This is a genomic window from Burkholderia sp. Ax-1720 (assembly GCF_011753035.1).
In the GTDB taxonomy this organism is placed as follows: Bacteria; Pseudomonadota; Gammaproteobacteria; order Burkholderiales; family Burkholderiaceae; genus Burkholderia; species Burkholderia gladioli.
In genome coordinates, this window is record NZ_VWWK01000146.1 from 1 (window position 1) to 17609 (window position 17609).

The following is a 17609-nucleotide window of genomic DNA, read 5'->3' on the forward strand; positions in this document are numbered from 1 at the left end:
CCGAGGCGTTCGGTGCCGCGGTGCGAGCGCTCGGCGCACACGGCGCGGCGGGCACGCTGTTCGTGGTGCATGCCACCTCGCACAACGCGCCCGTCGAGGCCGTGGCGCGCGAGCTGATCGAGGCGCAGCGCAGCGCCTCGCGCGGCATCGTCGCCTGCTTCTTCGGCGGCGTCGACGCGGCCACGCGCGATGCGCTGCACGCGCACGGCATCCCCGTGCACACCACGCCGCAGCGGCTGGCACGCGCCTACGCGCGGCTGGTCGACTACCGGCTCGGTCGCGAGCTGCTGATGCAGACGCCCGAGGGTTCGCCGCCCGAGCCGCCGCCCTCGGTGGTGGAAGCGCAGGAGGCAGCGCGCACGGTGCTCGCGCGGGGCCCGGCCGAACTCGACGGCGCGCAGGCCGCCGCCTGGCTCGCGCATTTCGGGCTGCAGGGCGTGCAGACCGACGCGGATGCGCGCGACATCATCGTCGAGGTGACGGTCGAGATGCATGACGACCAGAACTTCGGCCCGGTATTCCGTTACTCGGTGCCGGCGGCGGACGGTGTGTCGGCGCCGCTGGTGGTCTATGGGCTGCCGCCTTTCAACACGGTGCTGGCGCGTGCCGTGGTGCGCCGCTCGCCCTATTCGCGTCGCGCCGAGCCCGAGCCGCTGCTCGAGGCGCTGATGGCGCTGTCGCAGGCGGTCTGCGAGGTGCGCGAGCTGGTGGCCCTGTCGCTGGTGCTGCGGGTGCTGCCCCGGCACGTGACGATCCGCGACGCGCGGCTGCGTTTCGCGACGGGGCGCGGACGGCTCGCGATCATGCCGTATCCGCGCCGCCTGGAGCAGCAGCTCGCATGGCGCGGCCGGACCATGACGGTGCGGCCGATCCGTCCCGAGGACGAGGCCGCGCACACGGCGCTGCTCGGCGCGATGACGCCCGACGATCTGCGCATGCGCTTCTTCGGCTCGATCCGCAGCTTCGATCACTCGCAGGTCGCGCGCATGACGCAGATCGACTACGACCGCGAGATGGCGCTGATCGCCACCGCCGACGATGACGACGGGCAGCGGCAGACGCTGGGCGTGGTGCGCGCGGTGGCCGACCCGGACAACGAAACCGCGGAGTTCGCGATCGCGATCCGCCCCGACCAGAAGGGCAGCGGGCTGGGGCGGCTGCTGATGGGGCAGATCATCGACTACGCGCGCTCGCGCGGCACGCACTGGCTGATCGGCGAGGCCTTGCGCGAGAACGGCGCGATGATCGGCCTGGCGCGTGCCTCGGGCTTCGCGGTGAGCGCGGGCGAGGAGCCGGGCGTGGTCGCGTTCCGCTTGAAGCTGCGGGATTGATCGCGGTTGATGCGGCGTGTCGCGCGCGCGGGTTTGCCGTCGCGCAGCGAGGCGACAGGTGAGCCGATGCGGGAGCGGAGGTGAGGTTTTACGGGGGCGGCGGGGAAGGCGGCGAGATCGATCGGCGCTGCCGCCGCGTAGCAAGCGAATCGCAAGATGCAGGGCCGTCGGCGTTGATGACGCCGGCGGCCCTGTCTGCTTTCAAGCGGAGATTCAGGCTGTGAATCAGGCCGCGAGCTTGTTCGAGGCGTCGTCGATCAGCGGGCGCGACAGCGCCAGTTCCTCGAGCAGCGCCTCCGCGTAGACGGCGCCGGTTTCGCGCTCGAGCCGCGCGATCGTCAGCGCGCAACGCGCCACGTCCTTCGGCATCGCGATGAAGCGCTTGACCGATTCGCCGGCCGTGAAGGCCTCGAACAGCGCGCCGCGAACCTCGTCGGGCAGCGTCTTGGTCCACTGGTAGGGCTTGCCGTTGAAGGTGATCGAGGGCGGCAGCACGCGCTCCTTCTTGCTGGCCGAGATCAGGCCGTAGGTGCGCGCCGCGTCGCCGATCTGCTCGGGCGAGAACAGCTCGTCGGGCGAGATGTCGAACTGCTCGATGTAGGCTTCGATCGCCTGCATCGCGGCGGCGCGATCGTCTCGTTTCTTCTGGGCGCGCGCGACGATGTCGCGCAGCTCGTCCGCCTCCTCGGGCGTGATCGTGAAGCTTGCCTGCTTCTGCTGAAGTTCGGAAAAACGCTGGAATTCGATATCGGTCAGAAGTTTGGCCATGAGGGTCATCGTGCGCGCGCCGCCGGATCGACGGGCGTCGGTTTGCGAAAGGGCCGCTATTTTAGCGTCGCGCGCCGATGCGATCCAGCGCGCGTGCCGCGGTGCCGTTCGCGTGACGCGTCCGGCACCCGCCGTCGCCTCGCTCGTGGCGCGCCATGGCCGGCGTTCAGGCCGCCTCCAGGCTGGCCATCGACAGGCCCTCGGTGGTCCGCCGCAGCAGCTCGGTGGCTTCGTCGAGCGTCGGCGCGCAGCGCGTGTCGATGCGCTGCACGTAAGGGCAGGTCAGCACCGCGATGGCCTGCCCCGAAGGCCCGAGCACCGGAAAAGCGATATCGGTAACACCCACGGCCCGGCGAGACGCCTGGCGCAGGCAACCCTGCTGCCGCGCGCCGATGGCGGCCGCCTCGAAGGCGGCTTCGTCGAGGCCGTTCGCGTCGGCGAGTTTCGCGTGCTCGCCGAGCATGTGCTCGCGCTGGCCCGGCGTCTGGAACGCCAGCATCAATTGCCCCGAGGCGGTATCGGTGAGCCCGACGCGCGAGCCGAGCCGCACCGTGATGCCCCAGGCGCCCGGGTCGTCGACCTGGGCGATCACCAGCAGGCCGCCGCGGTCGTGGACGGTCAGGTGGCAGGATTGCCCGGCCGTGTCGGCGAAGCGCTGCATCGGCGGCAGCGCCTCGTCGATCAGCCGGTTCATCGGCGGATGGCGGTGGGCCAGCGCGAACAGCTTGAGGCTCAGCGTGTAGCGGTCGCCGGACGAGGAGCGCGTCACGTATTGGCGCGCCACCAGGCGTTCGAGCATGCGGTAGATCTCGCTGGCGTTGCGGCCGAGCTGCTTGGTGATCTCGGTGCGGGTCAGGCCTTCCTTGCGTTGCGCGAGCAGTTCGAGGATATCGAGTCCCTTGTCGAGCGCCGGTGCGCGATAGCGCTCGACTTCCTCGGGCGAGCACGGGGAGGTGGCGGGGTTCGCGAGAGCGGCAGATGTGGTCGGCATCGTGAGTGGTGGTTGCATGGTCGGGCGCCCGCGTCCCGAGGACGGCTTGCGCCCGGTTGTGGCTACGAGGGGCGGATCGGCACGCAGGCGCCCGGCACTGGGCCTGTCGTGCTCCCATCGTGCGATCGCACGATGGTAAGTGCATCAGTTGATCCGTTTATTTCCGGAAAGTAAACGTTAAGAAATGAACAGTAAGCATGTTTACGTGCGCGGAGGCCTGGCCACGGCCCCGGGGAGCGGGGCGGATTTCCTTGCCGTTTCAGGCAGTTCGGCGCGTGGCGGCCGATCGGGAGCCGGTTCGGCGGCAACTGTTGTCGTTTGACAACATACGATGCGGCCCCGGCGGAGGAAACCGGTCCCGGGGCGGGGCCCTCGGCGGCCGCTGCAATAGTGGGTATCCGTGAGCCATCATTCCGGCGTCGCACGCAGATGATAAAAATCGCCAACCGGGCCGGGACCGGCGCCATCGCCGCCGCGAGGCAAGCCGGCCGCCGCGCAGGCACAATCGTCCCGCGCCGATTTCGTCCATGTGATCCAACCAGAGGAAGTTCGTCATGAAACTGCTGCGTTACGGCCCGGTGGGCCAGGAAAAGCCCGGCCTGCTCGATGCCGGGGGCCGGATTCGCGACCTGTCGGCGGTGATCCCCGACCTGGCCGGCGAGGCGCTCTCGGATGCCGCGCTGGCGCGCCTGCGCGCGCTCGATCCGGCCTCGCTGCCGCTGGTGCCGGGCGAGCCGCGCATCGGCGCCTGCGTCGGGCAGATCGGCAAGTTCGTCTGCATCGGCCTGAACTACGCCGATCACGCCGCCGAATCGGGGCTGCCGGTGCCGAGCGAGCCGGTGGTGTTCGCCAAGTGGACCAGCGCCGTGTGCGGCCCGAACGACGGCATCGAGATCCCGCGCGACTCGCTCAAGACCGACTGGGAGGTCGAGCTGGGCGTGGTGATCGGGCGGCCCTGCAAGAACGTCGACGAAGCCGATGCGCTCGACTACGTGGCGGGCTACTGCGTGATCAACGACGTGTCCGAGCGCGAATGGCAGATCGAGCGCGGCGGCCAGTGGGACAAGGGCAAGGGTTTCGACAGCTTTGGCCCGATCGGCCCCTGGCTGGTCACGCGCGACGAGGTGCCCGATCCGCAGCAGCTCTCGCTGTGGCTCGAGGTCGACGGCCATCGCTACCAGGACGGCAGCACGCGCACCATGATCTTCGGCGTGGCCGAGGTGATCGCCTATCTGTCGCGTTGCATGAGCCTGCAGCCGGGCGACGTGATCTCGACCGGCACGCCCCCCGGCGTCGGCATGGGCGTGAAGCCCGCGCCGGTCTACCTGAAGCCGGGCCAGACCGTGCGCCTGGGCATCGACGGCCTCGGCGAGCAGCGCCAGCTCACGCGCGCGGCCGACTGAGTTCCGCGCTCGCTCGCGCCAGCGGGTTTCGATATCGGGCCGCGTCGCGGCCCCGATATCGGATCCGGCGACGCGGGCGATCCGCCAGGTCCAGACTGCGCCGCGCCGCTGCAATCGAGCAGGACTCCTCCTCAATGCGGTCAGGTGGGCGAGCACGATATCCCCCCTGAAATCCACGAATCGACCGCCAAGGGCGCGGCAGTCATCGCGTCGAGGCGCGGTTCGATCTCGACACCATTTTCATCTCCCCATCGAACAAAAAAGGGCGCGAAATCCGGCCAGGCTTTCGTGACATTTCGCTGCGGAACTCCTGCGAATCTCGACGCGCGTCGCGGTTGACCCGACAGGCGGGCATCTCTCGCGATGTCATTCCCGATGATTCGCCACGGAGTTGACCATGGACCGCGTTTCCCCCTCCCTTCTCGCCGTCGAGGCGCCGCTTCAGGCATCGCTTCAAATACCGCTTCAAATACCACTTCCTGCCCCGATCGTTCCCATTGCCGACGATGCACCGCTTCGCAGCGAGCGACTGCCGTTCACGATCCGCGCGGTGCGCGACGAGGCCGACCTCGAACGCGTGCTGGCGATGCGCCGCGCGGCCTATGGCCGGCACACGCCCGAATTCGCGGCCGGCATGACGATCGAGGCCGGCGACCGGCGCGACGACACGGTGCTGCTGCTGGCCGAATCGCGGCTCGATCGCGAGGCGATCGGCACCATGCGGATCCAGACCAACCGGCACGGCCCGCTGCCGCTGGAAAGCTCGGTGGCGCTGCCCGACTGGCTGGACGGCTGCCGGCTGGCCGAGGCGACCCGGCTCGCGGTGCGCGGCGGCATGATCGGCCGCGCCGTCAAGGTCGCGCTCTGCAAGGCGCTGTTCCTCCATTGCCGCTCGGCCGCGATCGACTGGATGGTGATCACGGCGCGCGCGCCGCTCGATCGCGAATACCAGGCGATGCTGTTCGAGGATGTGCATGGCAGGCCCGAGTTCTTCCCGATGGCGCATGTCGGCGGCATGCCGCATCGTGTGCTCGCCAAGCGGGTCGACGCGGCGCGCCGGCGCTGGGCCGAGGTGCGGCACCCGCTGTACGGCTATGTGTTCGACACGCATCATCCCGACATCGACGTGAGCGTGCCCGAAGCCTGAGAGGCGGCTCGGGCGGCGCGATGCTCCCGACTGCCCAGCCGGGAGCATCTATGGATTCCGATTCTTTCTTGATGAGAATTAATAACAGCACGGCGCATGAAGGCCGATTAGAATCGAATGCGTTTTGGCAAGCGACAAACGGGGGATGACAGACATGCGGCTGTCGGCTTGGGCATCAGGATTCGGACAGCTGGCGGGCGGGCGCTCATTCGACCGCTGGTTCGATGTCTTTTCGATCTATCTCGTGCCCGCGATCCTGGCGATATCGACCGCGCTGTTCTTTACGATATCGCCATCGGGCGATGTCTCGATCGAGACCACTCCCCTCGATTTCCACGCCTTCATCGACGGCAGCGGCCGTGCCTCGCCGGCCGAGGCCCTGCGCGCGCTGCGCGAGGCGCCCGTGACGGGGCGCTTCGGCACGCACCTGTCCGAGCACCCGGTGTGGATCCTGCTCGACGCGCAGCCGGTGAATCCGGCTGCCGATTCACGCGACTACCTGGCCTTCGCGTCGCGCCACGCGAAATCGCTGTCGTGCTGGAACGCCGGCACGCTGGCGCCGCTCGGCGCGGCCGATCGCGTCGGCCCGCAAGGCGCGATGCAACTGGCCGCGGCCGGTTTCGCGCTGCGCCTGGAGACGCCCGCCGCGGGCGCGCCGATCCTCTGCCGGGGCCTCTACAGCGGCCCCGCCTACGTGACGGCCAGCCGCCTGACGGGCCGCGCGCTGACGGCGGCGCGGCTGCAGTTCGAGCGCAATGCCTCGCTGATCGGGGGCGGGCTGTTGACGCTGGCGATCTTCATCTTCGTGACCGCGATGATCAACCGCGAGTGGACCTACGTGGTGTTCTCGGTCTGGCTGGTCGGCAACCAGCGCCTGGCGGCCAACGCGCTCGGCTTCGACAACGCCTGGCTCGGCCATACCCTGTCGCCGGCCTGGATCGACCTGGTCCGGCAACTGAGCTTCGCGATCTACTACATCGTCACGGTCTCGCTGTTCGGCCGGCTGTTCCGCCGCGAGATCGCGCGGGTCTCGCTGCAATGGCTGCTCAAGACCGTGCAGCTCGGCGGCCTGCTGTTGCTGCTGCTGTCGCTGGTGCTGCCCTACCGCCAGTTCGTGCCGGCGCTCTGGGTGCTGGCCGGCGCCGGCATGCTGCTGCTGCTCTACCTGCTCGGCACGCTGCTGCTGCGGGCGCGCTCGCGCACCGTGATCTGGTACGTGGCCTCGCTGTCCTTCGTGCTGTTCGCGATCCTCTCCGAGGTGTTCGCCGCCGCGCTCGGCACGCGCATGCTGTTCGGCGGCCTGAACCCGGTGGTCACGGCGCTGGTCTCGAGCATGATGGCGGCCTTCGCGATCGCCGAGCAGATGCGCGCCGATCGCGCCCAGCGCCACAAGTCCGAAACCGAGCTGCGCACCACCTACGACCTCACGCCGATGGGGCTCTTCACGCTCGACAGCGAGGGCCGCTTCACGCGCGCCAACCCGGCGCTGCTGGCGATGCTCGGGCTCGATCGCGACAGCTACCGCAGCCGCCACTGGACCGACTTCTTCGACGAGGGCTCCTGGATCCGCCTGCGCGACCTGGCGCTGCGCGGCGGCGAAAGCGCCATCGAGATCAACGGCTCGCCCGACGCGGGCACCGCCCGGCGCCGTTATTCGCTGCGCGCGATCTTCTCCGAGAACGCCTACGAGGGCTCGCTCGAGGAGGTGACCGAGCGCGCCGAGGCGGTCGCGCGGCTGCACTTCCTGGCCGAGCACGATTCGCTGACCGGCGCGCTGAACCGGCGCGGCATCGAGCGCGTGCTGGAGGGGCTGACCAGCACGCGGCCGTCATGGTCGGTGGCCTATGTCGACCTCGACCGCTTCAAGCTGATCAACGACATGTTCGGCCACGCGGCCGGCGACGAGGTGCTGCGCCAACTGGTGGTGCGCATGACGGCGAGCCTGGAAGGGCGCGGCACCATCGGCCGGATCGGCGGCGACGAATTCGTCTGCGTGTTCGCCGAGATGGACGTGGACGAGGCCGCCGCGCTGTGCCGGCGCCTGGAGCACGCGGTCAGCGCGCTGCCCTATCCGATCGGCAGCCGCGCGTTCCGCGTGCGGGCCTCGATCGGCGTGGTCGAGTGCCTGCCGAACATGTCGGTGCAGGACATCGTCGCGCACGCCGACCAGGCCTGCCGCGAATCCAAGCGCGACGGCAACGGCAAGGTGGTGGTCTATCGCAGCGACGCGTTCGACCTGGAGCGGCGCACGCGCGACATCGCGCTGATCGGCACGCTCAGCGAGGATGCGATTCCCGAGGGCCTGGTGCTGGCGATGCAGCCGATCATGTCGGTCACGAACGCGGCCGAGTCGCTCGATTTCGAGGTGCTGCTGCGCTTGCGGCGCGACGACGGCACGATCCTCAGCGCGGTCGACTTCATCGACGCCTTCGAGCGCTCGGGCACCATCGGCGCGATCGATCTGTGGGTGCTGTCGATGGTGCTGGAGTGGATCGAGCGCAACCAGGCCGCGCTGACGAAGACGCGCTTCGTCTGCGTGAACCTGAGCGGCGCCTCGCTCAACGACGAGCGCATCGTCGCCGAGCTGTTCCGGCGGCTGGAGGCGCATGCCTCGATCGTCCATTACCTGTGCCTGGAGATCACCGAGACGGTCGCGCTGCACGACCTGAAGACCAGCCAGCACTTCATCGCGCGGGCCCACGACATGGGGATCCGCATCGCGCTCGACGATTTCGGCGCGGGCCACACCTCGTTCAAGTACCTGAAGGCGCTGTCGGCCGACGCGCTGAAGATCGACGGCGAGTTCGTCAAGACCATGTGCGAGCACCCGGCCGATATCGCGATCGTCGAGTCGATGGTCAACCTGGCCCGCAACCTCGGCATGCGCACCATCGCCGAGTGGGTCGAGGACCTGCGCACCTTCGAGGCGCTGCGCGCGATCGGCGTCGACTACGTGCAGGGTTACGCGGTCGGCCGGCCGGTGATGCCGGAGCGGATCCTGGCCGCCGATTCCTGCCTCGACCTGGTGCTGCTCGACTCGATCCGGCGCGTGCTGGCCGAGCCGGCGCCGGCCGGTGCCGAGGCAGGCGAGGAAGCGAGCGGCGAAGCGAACGACGCCACGCGCACGGGCGATCGGGGCTGAGGAAGCGGCGGGCGGGAACGGGATGAGCGGCGCGCGGCGCCGGCCGGCAGCGGGGAGAGGAGGAGACCCGCGAACCGGGCCGGCGCGCGCCGCAAGCGGGCGGCGCACCGGGCCGCGGCCCGTGGCGGGCGCGGCCGGTCGCGCCGGCAAGGCGGGAACCACGGAATCGCTTCGACAGGAGCCGCGAGCGCGGCCCCGTCACGACACGGCGATCAGAAGTCGGTGGTCATCGACAGCCAGATCGAGCGCGGCTCGCCCTGGCTCAGGTAACCGCCGATGGTCGAGGCCCAGTACGACTTGTTGGCGACGTTGCGGACCATCACGCGGAAGGTGGTTTCCTTCTTGAACAGCTCGGTCTTGTAGCGCGCGCCGATGTCGAAGCGGTTCCACGACGGGATCGACAGCTTGTTGGCGACATCCAGGTACTGCGAGCTGGTGTGGATCCAGCGCGCCGTCAGCGTCGCGCCCTGCAGCATCGGCAGGTCGTATTCGGCATTCGCGGTGAAGGTGAACTTCGGCACGCCGATCGGGCGGTTGCCGTCGCTCGCGCCGCCCGCGGTGTCTTCCAGTTGCGCGTCGATATAGCTGGCGCCGGCGATCAGGCGCAGGCCCTTGACCGGTTCGCCGTTGATCGAGGCTTCCACGCCGCGATGACGCTGCATGCCGTTGGCCGCGAAGATCAGCGTGTTCGGATCGGTGTAGGCCATCGGCTTCTCGATCTGGAACAGCGCGAGCGCGGCGCCGAAGCCGCCGGCATCGTACTTGGTGCCCACTTCATATTGCTTCGAGCGGTACGGGGCGAGCACCTCGCCGAGGTTGCGCGCGGTGGTCGGCGCCGTCTCGCCCTGCGTGAGCGCTTCGGTGCGGTTCGCGTAGAACGCCCAGTTGTTGGTCGCCTTGAACACCAGGCCGAACACCGGCGTGGTGACCGACTGGTCGTAGACGCTGCTGACCGCGCCGGTGTAGCCGTAGTTGGTCACCGCGATCGACTGGCGGCGCGCGCCGATGGTGAACAGCACGCGATCGTTGAGCAGGCCGAGCGTGTCCGACACCGCCACGCTGCGCGTCCAGGTCATCGCCACCGTGCCGGGATCGGACAGGTCGCCGCCCTGGTACTTGGTGGCCGGGAACGGCACCGCCTGCGGATTGTCGAGCGTGGTCGGGAAGCTGCCCGACAGCGTGTAGGCCGACTGGCTGTTCAGGCGCGTGTAGGCCGCGCCGACCGCCACCATGTGCGATACCGGGCCGGTCGTGAAGCGGCCGCGCACGCCGGCCTCGGCCGATTGCGCGTCTTCCTTGTGCGGCACGCCCAGGCGCGAGGCGGTGACGGCGCCGGTCGAGGTGTTGACGGTCGGCGATGCGTACTGGCCGTTCTCGTCGGTATGACGCGCGCCGCCCGCCACGTAGGCGGTCCAGCCCGGGAAGAAGTCGTATTCGGCGCGCAGCTGGCCGACCGTGTCCTCCAGGTCGCTGTAGGCCCAGGGTTGGGCGTAGTTGTGGGTGGCCGAGGGCGGCGCGGGAATCGCGCCCGTGCCGTTCACGTAGACCACCGAGCGGCCCTGGTCGTCGCGCTCGCGCTGGTGCAGGAAGTCGGCGTAGAGGCGCAGCTTGTCGCCGCGGTAGTCGAGCGCGAGCGCCTGGGTGGTGGCGCGGTGATGCGCGTCGTCGATGTCGGTCGAGCCGCCGCTGGTCGCCTGGTTCACGCGGATGCCGAACTGGCCTTCGCTGCCGAAGCGCCGGCCGATGTCGATGTGCTCGCCCACCTGGCCGCCGGTGCTGCCGTCGAGCGTCACGCGCGTGAGCGGCTTGTCGTCGGCGCGCTTCAGCTGGATGTTGACGCCGCCGCCCACCGCGCTGCCGGTCGGCGAGGCGCCGCTCAGGAACGCGTTGGCGCCCTTCAGCACGTCGATCCGCTCGACCGCGTCGGTGGCCACCAACTGGCGCGGCGTGACGCCGTACAGGCCGTTCAGCGAGACATCGTCGCCGTTGAGCTGGAAGCCGCGGATGATGAACACCTGCGAGAAGTTGCCGTAGCCGAACGCGCTGCGCACGGCCGGATCGTTGTCGAGCACGTCGGCCAGCGTGCGGGCCTGCTGGTCCTCGATCAGCTTCGAGGTATAGGTCGTCATGCTGAACGGCACGTCGATGTTGCGCTGCTTGCCCAGCACGCCGTAGTCGGCGCCGCGCGCCACCTGGCCGCCGCCGAAGGTCGGCGAGAGATCGCCCGGCAGCTCCTCGACCTTGCCCTTCACGGCGATGGTCGGTAGTGCCGCGGCGGGACGCGCTGCCGCGCTGCCGGCCGTGCTCGTATCGGACGAGGACGGCGCGCTCTGGGCGATGGCGACGGCGGGAAAGGCGCAGGCGGCGGCGAGCGCGAGGCAGCCCCAGGAAATCGGCGAAAGGGGCCAGGACGGCGTTTGGAAGCTTGACATAGGACGCACTAAACGGATTGAAGAAAACTCCGTCCCAGGGCGTCATTCGGAATCCGGGCGGGCCGGCCGTTCCGTCAATCGGTCCTGCGAGTCGGACGAAGGCGGGACGGCGTTTTTTATGAAGACGCGACTATAAATTAAATGCGAATCATTGTCATCTCGAAAGTAATTCTCATGTCTATCTGTAACAACAGGGGCGAGGTTTCGGGGTGGCGCGCGGCAGGCGGGGCGAGGGCGCAAGGCCCGTGGCGAAGGGCTCGACGGCGAACGGCCAGGGCGCGGGCTGGATGGCGGCAGGGATCGCCGGGACCGACGATCCCTGCCGCCATTTGATGGGGTTGGATGACGAATTCCGCGATGCGCAACGTAGGCGCATCGCGGCCGGCCCTCAGTCCGGCACGGCGACGTTCATTTCGCGCAGCAGGTTGTCGGCGTGGTCGAGGTGGTGCATCACCCACAGCATGTAGCGCACGTCGACATGGATCGAGCGCGTGACGGCGGGATCGAACAGCCAGCCCGCGCTGACGCCTTCCCAGGCGCCGTCGAAGACCAGCCCGACCAGCTTGCCGTCGCGGTCCAGCGTGGGCGAGCCCGAATTGCCGCCGGCGATGTCGAGATCGGCGAGGAAGTTCACGGGCAGCGCGCCGGCGCCGGGGCCGGCGAAGCCGTCGAAGGCATGCGCGCGGATCGCCGCGAGTTCGGCGGCCGGTGCGTTGAAGGGCGCGACGCCGGTGTTCTTCTGCACGATGCCGTCGGTGGTGGTGAACGGCAGGTACTCGACCGCGTCGCGCGGCCGGTAGCCCTGCACGGTGCCGAAGCTCACGCGCAGCGACAGGTTCGCGTCGTGGTAGACGGGCAGGCCGCGCGCCTCGCTGTAGGCGGTCAGGGCCTTCATGTAGCCGGCTCGCGCGGCGGCCTCGTCGCCGTCCTGGGCCTTGTCCGCGTGCTCGATGGCCAGCAGGTCCGGCATCAGCGCGCGCGTCAGCGCGATCCAGCTATCGTGGCTCGCCGCGAGTTCGGCAGGCGTGGCCGACATCAGCGCGACGCGGGTCGCCTGGTCGGTCAGCCGGCTGCCCGCGTAGAGCGCGTCGACCTTCGCGGCAAGCGCCGCGGCGTCGTTCGCGCCGCCCAGCCAGCGATCGAGCGCGCCGATGTGCTGGTCGGCCGGCAGCTTCGCGTAGCGCTGCAGCACATAGACCAGCAACTGCCGGTCGACGGCCGGATCGTAGCGGCGGTCGATGCTCTTCTGCTGGCCGAGCAGGTCGATCTCGTCGCGCTGGCGGAAGCCGTCCTCGCGTTCGGCATCGGGCTTCTGCTTTTCGTCGGCGAGCCGCACGATCCGGTACGAGGCGCGGTACATCTGCGTCTGCTGCAGCAGGTGCAGGATCAGGTCGCGCTCGCGCGTGGCCATGCGCGCGTCGACCAGGCGGTTCAGCCGCTCGACGTCGGCCAGCCGCGCGGGGGCGTCGAGCTTGCCGCCGGCCGGTTGCGCGGCGAGCCAGCGGTGCAGCGCGGCCTCCTGCTCGCGGCGCGTCGACAGCGCATCGCCGTTGGCCAGCTCGTCGCGATTGCCCTGGTAGAACTTGATCGAATTGTTGAAGCCGGCCACCTGGTCGGCATAGGCCACCTCCACCGCCGGCCGCTGCTTGCCGGCCGTGTCGATGATGCGGTTCATGTCGCCGAGCGCGCGGATCAGCGTCGGATACTGCCAGTCGATCGCGCTGCGCAGTTCGTCGGGCAGCAGGTGGCGATTGGTGCGGCCGGGGTAGCCGGCCACCATCACGAAATCGCCGGCCTTCACGCCTTGCGGATTCACGCTCAGCCAGTGCTTGGGGCGATAGGGCACGTTGTCCTTCGCGTAGGTCGCGCTGCTGCCGTCGCGTGCCACGTAGGCGCGCAGGAAGCTGAAGTCGCCGGTGTGGCGCGGCCACATCCAGTTGTCGATGTCGCCGCCGTACTTGCCGATCGACTCGGGCGGGGCGTAGACGAGCCGCACGTCGCGCAATTCCTTCTGGCGCACGAGCTGGTAGTCGTAGCCGCCGCTGAAGGTCTGCACCTGGCAGTGATAGCCCGGCGTGGTGCATTCGCGCACCAGGCGGTCCTTCTCGCGATCGATCGCGACGTAGCGCGCATAACCGTCGCTGCCGGGCGGAACCGCCGCCTCGATGCGATCGGTCACGTCGGTCACCTGCTCGGTCACGTAGACGCGCTGGGTGGGCGCGGTGGGCAGTTCGTCGGCCTTGGCGCGGGCCAGGAAGCCGTTCTCGATCAGGTTCTTCTCGGGCGTCGAGTTGTATTGCAGCGCGCCGTAGCCGCAATGATGGTTGGTGACGATCAGGCCGTCCGGCGAGACGAACGAGGCGGTGCAGAAACCCAGCCCGACCACGGCATCGAGCGGCCAGGATTTCAGCGAGGCGAGTTGCCGAGGATCGAGCGCGAGCCCGCGGTGCTTGAGTTGGGGAGCGAGGGACGGCAACTGGGACGGTTGCCACATGCCTTCGTCGGCGCGCGCGATGCCGCCGCCCAGCAACGAGACGGCGACGAGCGTCGCGCTCGCCGTGCATAACAGTTTGAGACGCATTCGGATCCTCGGATTGAGACGGCCTGTGATCGACAGCTTTATTCAATCGGCATTGCGACTGCCGTGCGATTGTAGTCCGGGGGGAATGAAGGCGGTATTTTTATATCTTTGTAAGATGTAGGGAAATGAAAATAAAAATGCCCAATGAATTTTCTTGAGTATGTTCTTTGTGTGATGAATGTATTGGCAATAATTCCGGATCCCGATGAATTGGCGATGACGTGCAATGGTGTGACGGGTGAGGTGCGAGCAGCATTGCAAGGCGTTCCGGCGCTTGTATCGCGTTGTTCATATCAAGCCGGCGAGCGACTTTGCCTGGCATCGGCATGCATGCCGATATTGAAATGTCGATTATAAAATGCCGCTTGATTTCGTCATCAATGAAGCCACAAGGAATGTTCTTTTATGTGAGACAGGCAAAAAAATCCCTCGCCGCATGAGGGGGCATGACGGCGAGGGGAGGAGGGGATGCCTTGAACAACAACGCGTATTGCAGGGAGCCGGCCGCGGCCGGCTTAGAGATGCTTGCGAACCGCGGTCACGCTTCGACGGCTTCGCGTACCGGTGCCGCTGCCGTCGCGGGTGCCTCGACGTCCTGGCGGATCAGGTAGTCGAAGGCCGACAACGAAGCCTTCGCGCCTTCGCCGACCGCGATCACGATCTGCTTGTAGGGCACCGTGGTCACGTCGCCGGCCGCGAACACGCCGGGGATCGACGTCGCGCCGCGTGCATCCACCACGATCTCGCCGTGCTTCGACAGCTCGATCGTGCCTTTCAGCCATTCCGTATTCGGCACCAGGCCGATCTGCACGAACACGCCTTCGAGGTCGATGCGCTTGGTCTCGCCCGTCTCGCGTTCGAGATAGACCAGGCCGTTCAGCTTCTGGCCGTCGCCCGTCAGCTCCTTGGTTTGCGCGCTGGTCACCACCGTCACGTTCGGGAGGCTGCGCAGCTTGCGTTGCAGCACTTCGTCGGCGCGCAGCGTCTGGCCGAACTCGATCAGCGTGACTTCGCGCACGATGCCGGCCAGGTCGATCGCGGCCTCGACCCCCGAGTTGCCGCCGCCCACCACGGCCACGCGCTTGCCCTTGAACAGCGGGCCGTCGCAATGCGGGCAGTAGGCCACGCCCTTGTTGCGATACTCGCGTTCACCCGGCACGTTCAGCTCGCGCCAGCGCGCGCCGGTCGACAGCACGATGGTCTTGGCCTTCAGCACCGCGCCGTTTTCCAGGTGGATCTCGTTGACCTTGCCCGGGACCAGCGCCGCGGCGCGCTGCACGTCCATCACGTCGACGTCGTATTGCTTGACGTGCTGCTCCAGCGCAGCGGCGAACTTCGGTCCTTCGGTTTCCTGGACGGAGATGAAGTTCTCGATCGCCATGGTATCGAGCACCTGCCCGCCGAAGCGCTCCGCCACCACGCCGGTGCGAATGCCCTTGCGTGCCGAGTAGATCGCGGCCGCCGCGCCGGCCGGGCCACCGCCCACCACCAGCACGTCGAACACGTCCTTGTTGGCAATCGCGGCGGCGGCGCGAGCGCTGGCGCCCGTGTCGATCTTCGCGAGGATTTCCTTCACGCTGCTGCGGCCCTGGCCGAAGCTTTCGCCGTTCAGGAACATGGTCGGCACCGCCATGATCTGGCGTGCCTCGACTTCGTTCTGGAACAGCGCGCCGTCGATCGCCACGTGGCGGATGCGCGGGTTGATCAGCGCCATCACGTTCAGCGCCTGGACCACTTCCGGGCAGTTCTGGCAGGACAGCGAGAAATACGTCTCGAAGGAAAAATCGCCGTCGAGATTGCGAATCTGTTCGATGGTGTCCTCGTCGAGCTTGAGCGGGTGGCCGCCGACCTGCAGCAGCGCCAGCACGAGCGAGGTGAATTCATGGCCCATCGGGATGCCGGCAAAGCGGATCCCGGCAGCCTTGCCCGGTTCGCCGATGCTGAACGAGGGCTTGCGCTCGGCGTCGTCGCGGCGTTCGATCACGGCCACGCGCGGCGACAGCTCGCCGATCTCCTTCAGCAGCGCGATCAGCTCCTGCGACTTCGCGCCGTCGTCGAGCGAGGCGACGAGTTCGATCGGGCGGGTGAGCTTGTCGAGGTACGACTTCAACTGGTTCTTGAGATTGGCTTCGAGCATGATGTTCGGTTTGTCTTGTCGGTTGTCGTGTGCCCCGGCGCGGGGCGCTCGATACGGCGCCTGCGTGCGCCGTATCGAATCGTTCGTTATGCCTTGGAGGGCGGCCTCAGATCTTGCCGATCAGGTCCAGCGACGGGGTCAGCGTTTCCGCGCCCGGCGTCCACTTGGCGGGGCAGACCTCGCCCGGATGCGCCGCCACGTATTGCGCGGCCTGCAGCTTGCGCAGCAGCTCGCCGGCGTCGCGGCCGATGCCGTTGTCGTGGATCTCGGCGATCTTGATCTCGCCTTCCGGGTTGATCACGAAGGTGCCGCGCAGCGCCATGCCTTCTTCCTCGATCAGCACGTCGAAGTTGCGTGCCAGGCGCGCGGTCGGATCGCCGATCATCGGGTACTGGATCTTGGCGATGGTTTCCGAGGCTTCGTGCCAAGCCTTGTGCGTGAAGTGCGTATCGGTCGACACACCGTAGATCTCCACGCCCAGCTTCTGGAATTCGGCGTAGCGGTCGGCCAGGTCGCCCAGCTCGGTCGGGCACACGAAGGTGAAGTCCGCCGGGTAGAACACCACCACCGACCACTTGCCCTTGAGGCTTTCCTCTGTCACCGGCACGAAGGCGCCGTTGTGGTAGGCGGTTGCATTGAAGGGCTTGATCTGGCTGTTGATGATCGGCATCGAATAGGTCCTTGGGAATCGTTGAATGAGGTGTGAATCAGTGACTGGGGCGGCCGGCCCCGCTCGGGCGCCGGCCGGCATCGCGATCAGCGATGGCGATACAGATCGCCGGCGGCGGCGGGCAGCTTCACGCCGCTTTCCACGCCGACGGCCGGGTTGGCGCCGTAACCCGAATCGCCCTGGGCGGCGTGCAGACGCGCCTGGGCTTCCTGGATCTGGTCGGGGTAATGCGGGTTGTTGCCGGCGCCGGGGTGGTAGCCGACCTTGACGAGTGCCGCCAGCTCGGCGCGGACTTCGGCGCGGGTGAGCGGCTGGTTGGTCTGGGCGGAGGCCAGGACCGGTGCGAACAGGGCGGCAGCGAGGATCAGGGCAGAGGTTTTCATACGGGCACTCACCTATGGATGTAAAAAATCGATAGGTGAATGCTATAGAGTTGCCGCGGATAGTTGAAATACTTATTTCAAAACTGATCAATAGGCATTGCCTATTCGATCCGGCCCTCCCTCCCGCTCGCGCCGATCCGGCCCCGGTTCAGCCGCGACGCCGGCCGGGTTTGCCCTCGGTGGCGGCGAGCTTGCGCCACAGCGTGGTCTTGCTGATGCCGAGCACGGCGCAGGCGCGCTCGCGGTCGCCGCCGCAGGCGTCCAGCACGGCGCGGATCTCGTCGAGCTCGACGCGGCGTCGCCGCTCGGACAGCGTGGCTGCCGCGGCCGCGCCGGACATGCCGGCGCCGTCTGGAACGCCGCTTCCGTCTCCGTCGACGTTCGCAGCCTCGCTTCCCGCCACGCCTTCGCGCGCGATGCCCAGCTCCGGCGCGATTGCCCGCAACACCTCGACCGACAGCGGCGCCTCGCCCTCGCTTTCCACCAGTTCGACGGCGATCCGCTCGATCACGTTCTGCAGTTCGCGCACGTTGCCGGGCCAGCGATGGCGCGCCAGCACGCCCACCACCGGCGCGACCACGCGGGCCGCCTCGGCGGCGTCGCGCACGCGCTCGGCCAGCCGCG

The 17609-nt window shown here is 68.2% G+C and carries 12 protein-coding genes; 4 read left to right on the forward strand and 8 right to left on the reverse strand.

Features of this window, described 5'->3' with window-relative positions; translation table 11 throughout:
• On the forward strand, window positions 1-1331 hold a 1331-nt coding region (locus F3J18_RS28230), incomplete at its 5' end, for a GNAT family N-acetyltransferase (RefSeq protein WP_166915441.1).
• 225 nt (window positions 1332-1556) lie between these two features.
• On the opposite strand, the gene F3J18_RS28235 is transcribed toward F3J18_RS28230, so the two are convergent.
• Entirely contained in the window at window positions 1557-2108 is a 552-nt protein-coding gene (locus F3J18_RS28235; RefSeq protein ID WP_036055238.1) for a hypothetical protein, read from the reverse strand.
• Window positions 2109-2265: 157 nt separating this feature from the next.
• Entirely contained in the window at window positions 2266-3090 is an 825-nt protein-coding gene (locus tag F3J18_RS28240) for an IclR family transcriptional regulator (RefSeq protein WP_166915443.1), read from the reverse strand.
• Between the two features lie 554 nt (window positions 3091-3644).
• Here F3J18_RS28240 and F3J18_RS28245 point away from each other — a divergent pair.
• The 3 genes from F3J18_RS28245 to F3J18_RS28255 all read left to right on the forward strand — a co-directional run bounded on the left by F3J18_RS28245 (window position 3645) and on the right by F3J18_RS28255 (window position 8782).
• Window positions 3645-4493 (forward strand): ureidoglycolate lyase, encoded by an 849-nt coding sequence (locus F3J18_RS28245; protein WP_046574823.1) that lies wholly within the window; start codon window positions 3645-3647, stop codon window positions 4491-4493.
• A gap of 550 nt (window positions 4494-5043) precedes the next feature.
• Window positions 5044-5640 carry a hypothetical protein gene (locus F3J18_RS28250; RefSeq protein WP_230685946.1) on the forward strand — a complete coding sequence of 199 codons (597 nt, stop codon included), beginning with the start codon at window positions 5044-5046 and terminating at the stop codon, window positions 5638-5640.
• A 244-nt stretch (window positions 5641-5884) separates the two neighbouring features.
• The gene (locus F3J18_RS28255) at window positions 5885-8782 is read left to right on the forward strand and encodes an EAL domain-containing protein (protein ID WP_345891776.1); all 2898 of its coding nucleotides are present in this window, start codon (window positions 5885-5887) and stop codon (window positions 8780-8782) included.
• Between the two features lie 212 nt (window positions 8783-8994).
• Here the strand turns inward: F3J18_RS28255 and F3J18_RS28260 are convergent, their stop codons facing one another.
• The 6 genes from F3J18_RS28260 to F3J18_RS28285 form a co-directional block, all read right to left on the reverse strand.
• A complete protein-coding gene (locus tag F3J18_RS28260) occupies window positions 8995-11214 on the reverse strand; it encodes a TonB-dependent siderophore receptor (RefSeq protein WP_166915449.1) in 2220 nt (739 codons plus the stop codon).
• A gap of 388 nt (window positions 11215-11602) precedes the next feature.
• Window positions 11603-13795 carry a S46 family peptidase gene (locus F3J18_RS28265; RefSeq protein ID WP_166915451.1) on the reverse strand — a complete coding sequence of 731 codons (2193 nt, stop codon included), beginning with the start codon at window positions 13793-13795 and terminating at the stop codon, window positions 11603-11605.
• A gap of 538 nt (window positions 13796-14333) precedes the next feature.
• Entirely contained in the window at window positions 14334-15932 is a 1599-nt protein-coding gene (gene ahpF, locus F3J18_RS28270; protein ID WP_166915453.1) for an alkyl hydroperoxide reductase subunit F, read from the reverse strand.
• Between the two features lie 106 nt (window positions 15933-16038).
• Entirely contained in the window at window positions 16039-16602 is a 564-nt protein-coding gene (ahpC, locus tag F3J18_RS28275; protein ID WP_025101491.1) for an alkyl hydroperoxide reductase subunit C, read from the reverse strand.
• An 86-nt stretch (window positions 16603-16688) separates the two neighbouring features.
• Window positions 16689-16985: a DUF4148 domain-containing protein gene (locus F3J18_RS28280; RefSeq protein ID WP_166915455.1), complete on the reverse strand. Its 297-nt coding sequence runs from the start codon at window positions 16983-16985 to the stop codon at window positions 16689-16691.
• A 148-nt stretch (window positions 16986-17133) separates the two neighbouring features.
• The coding region (locus F3J18_RS28285; RefSeq protein WP_275691839.1) for a helix-turn-helix domain-containing protein at window positions 17134-17609 on the reverse strand (476 nt) is incomplete at its 5' end.

Excerpts from the sequence above, each read along its gene's own strand:
- F3J18_RS28240 (WP_166915443.1), bottom strand. The coding sequence starts at position 3,090 with ATGCCGACCACATCTGCCGCTCTCGCGAACCCCGCCACCTCCCCGTGC.
- F3J18_RS28280 (WP_166915455.1), bottom strand. The coding sequence starts at position 16,985 with ATGAAAACCTCTGCCCTGATCCTCGCTGCCGCCCTGTTCGCACCGGTC.
- F3J18_RS28265 (WP_166915451.1), bottom strand. The coding sequence starts at position 13,795 with ATGCGTCTCAAACTGTTATGCACGGCGAGCGCGACGCTCGTCGCCGTC.
- ahpC (WP_025101491.1), bottom strand. The coding sequence starts at position 16,602 with ATGCCGATCATCAACAGCCAGATCAAGCCCTTCAATGCAACCGCCTAC.
- F3J18_RS28235 (WP_036055238.1), bottom strand. The coding sequence starts at position 2,108 with ATGACCCTCATGGCCAAACTTCTGACCGATATCGAATTCCAGCGTTTT.
- F3J18_RS28245 (WP_046574823.1), top strand. The coding sequence starts at position 3,645 with ATGAAACTGCTGCGTTACGGCCCGGTGGGCCAGGAAAAGCCCGGCCTG.
- ahpF (WP_166915453.1), bottom strand. The coding sequence starts at position 15,932 with ATGCTCGAAGCCAATCTCAAGAACCAGTTGAAGTCGTACCTCGACAAG.
- F3J18_RS28260 (WP_166915449.1), bottom strand. The coding sequence starts at position 11,214 with ATGTCAAGCTTCCAAACGCCGTCCTGGCCCCTTTCGCCGATTTCCTGG.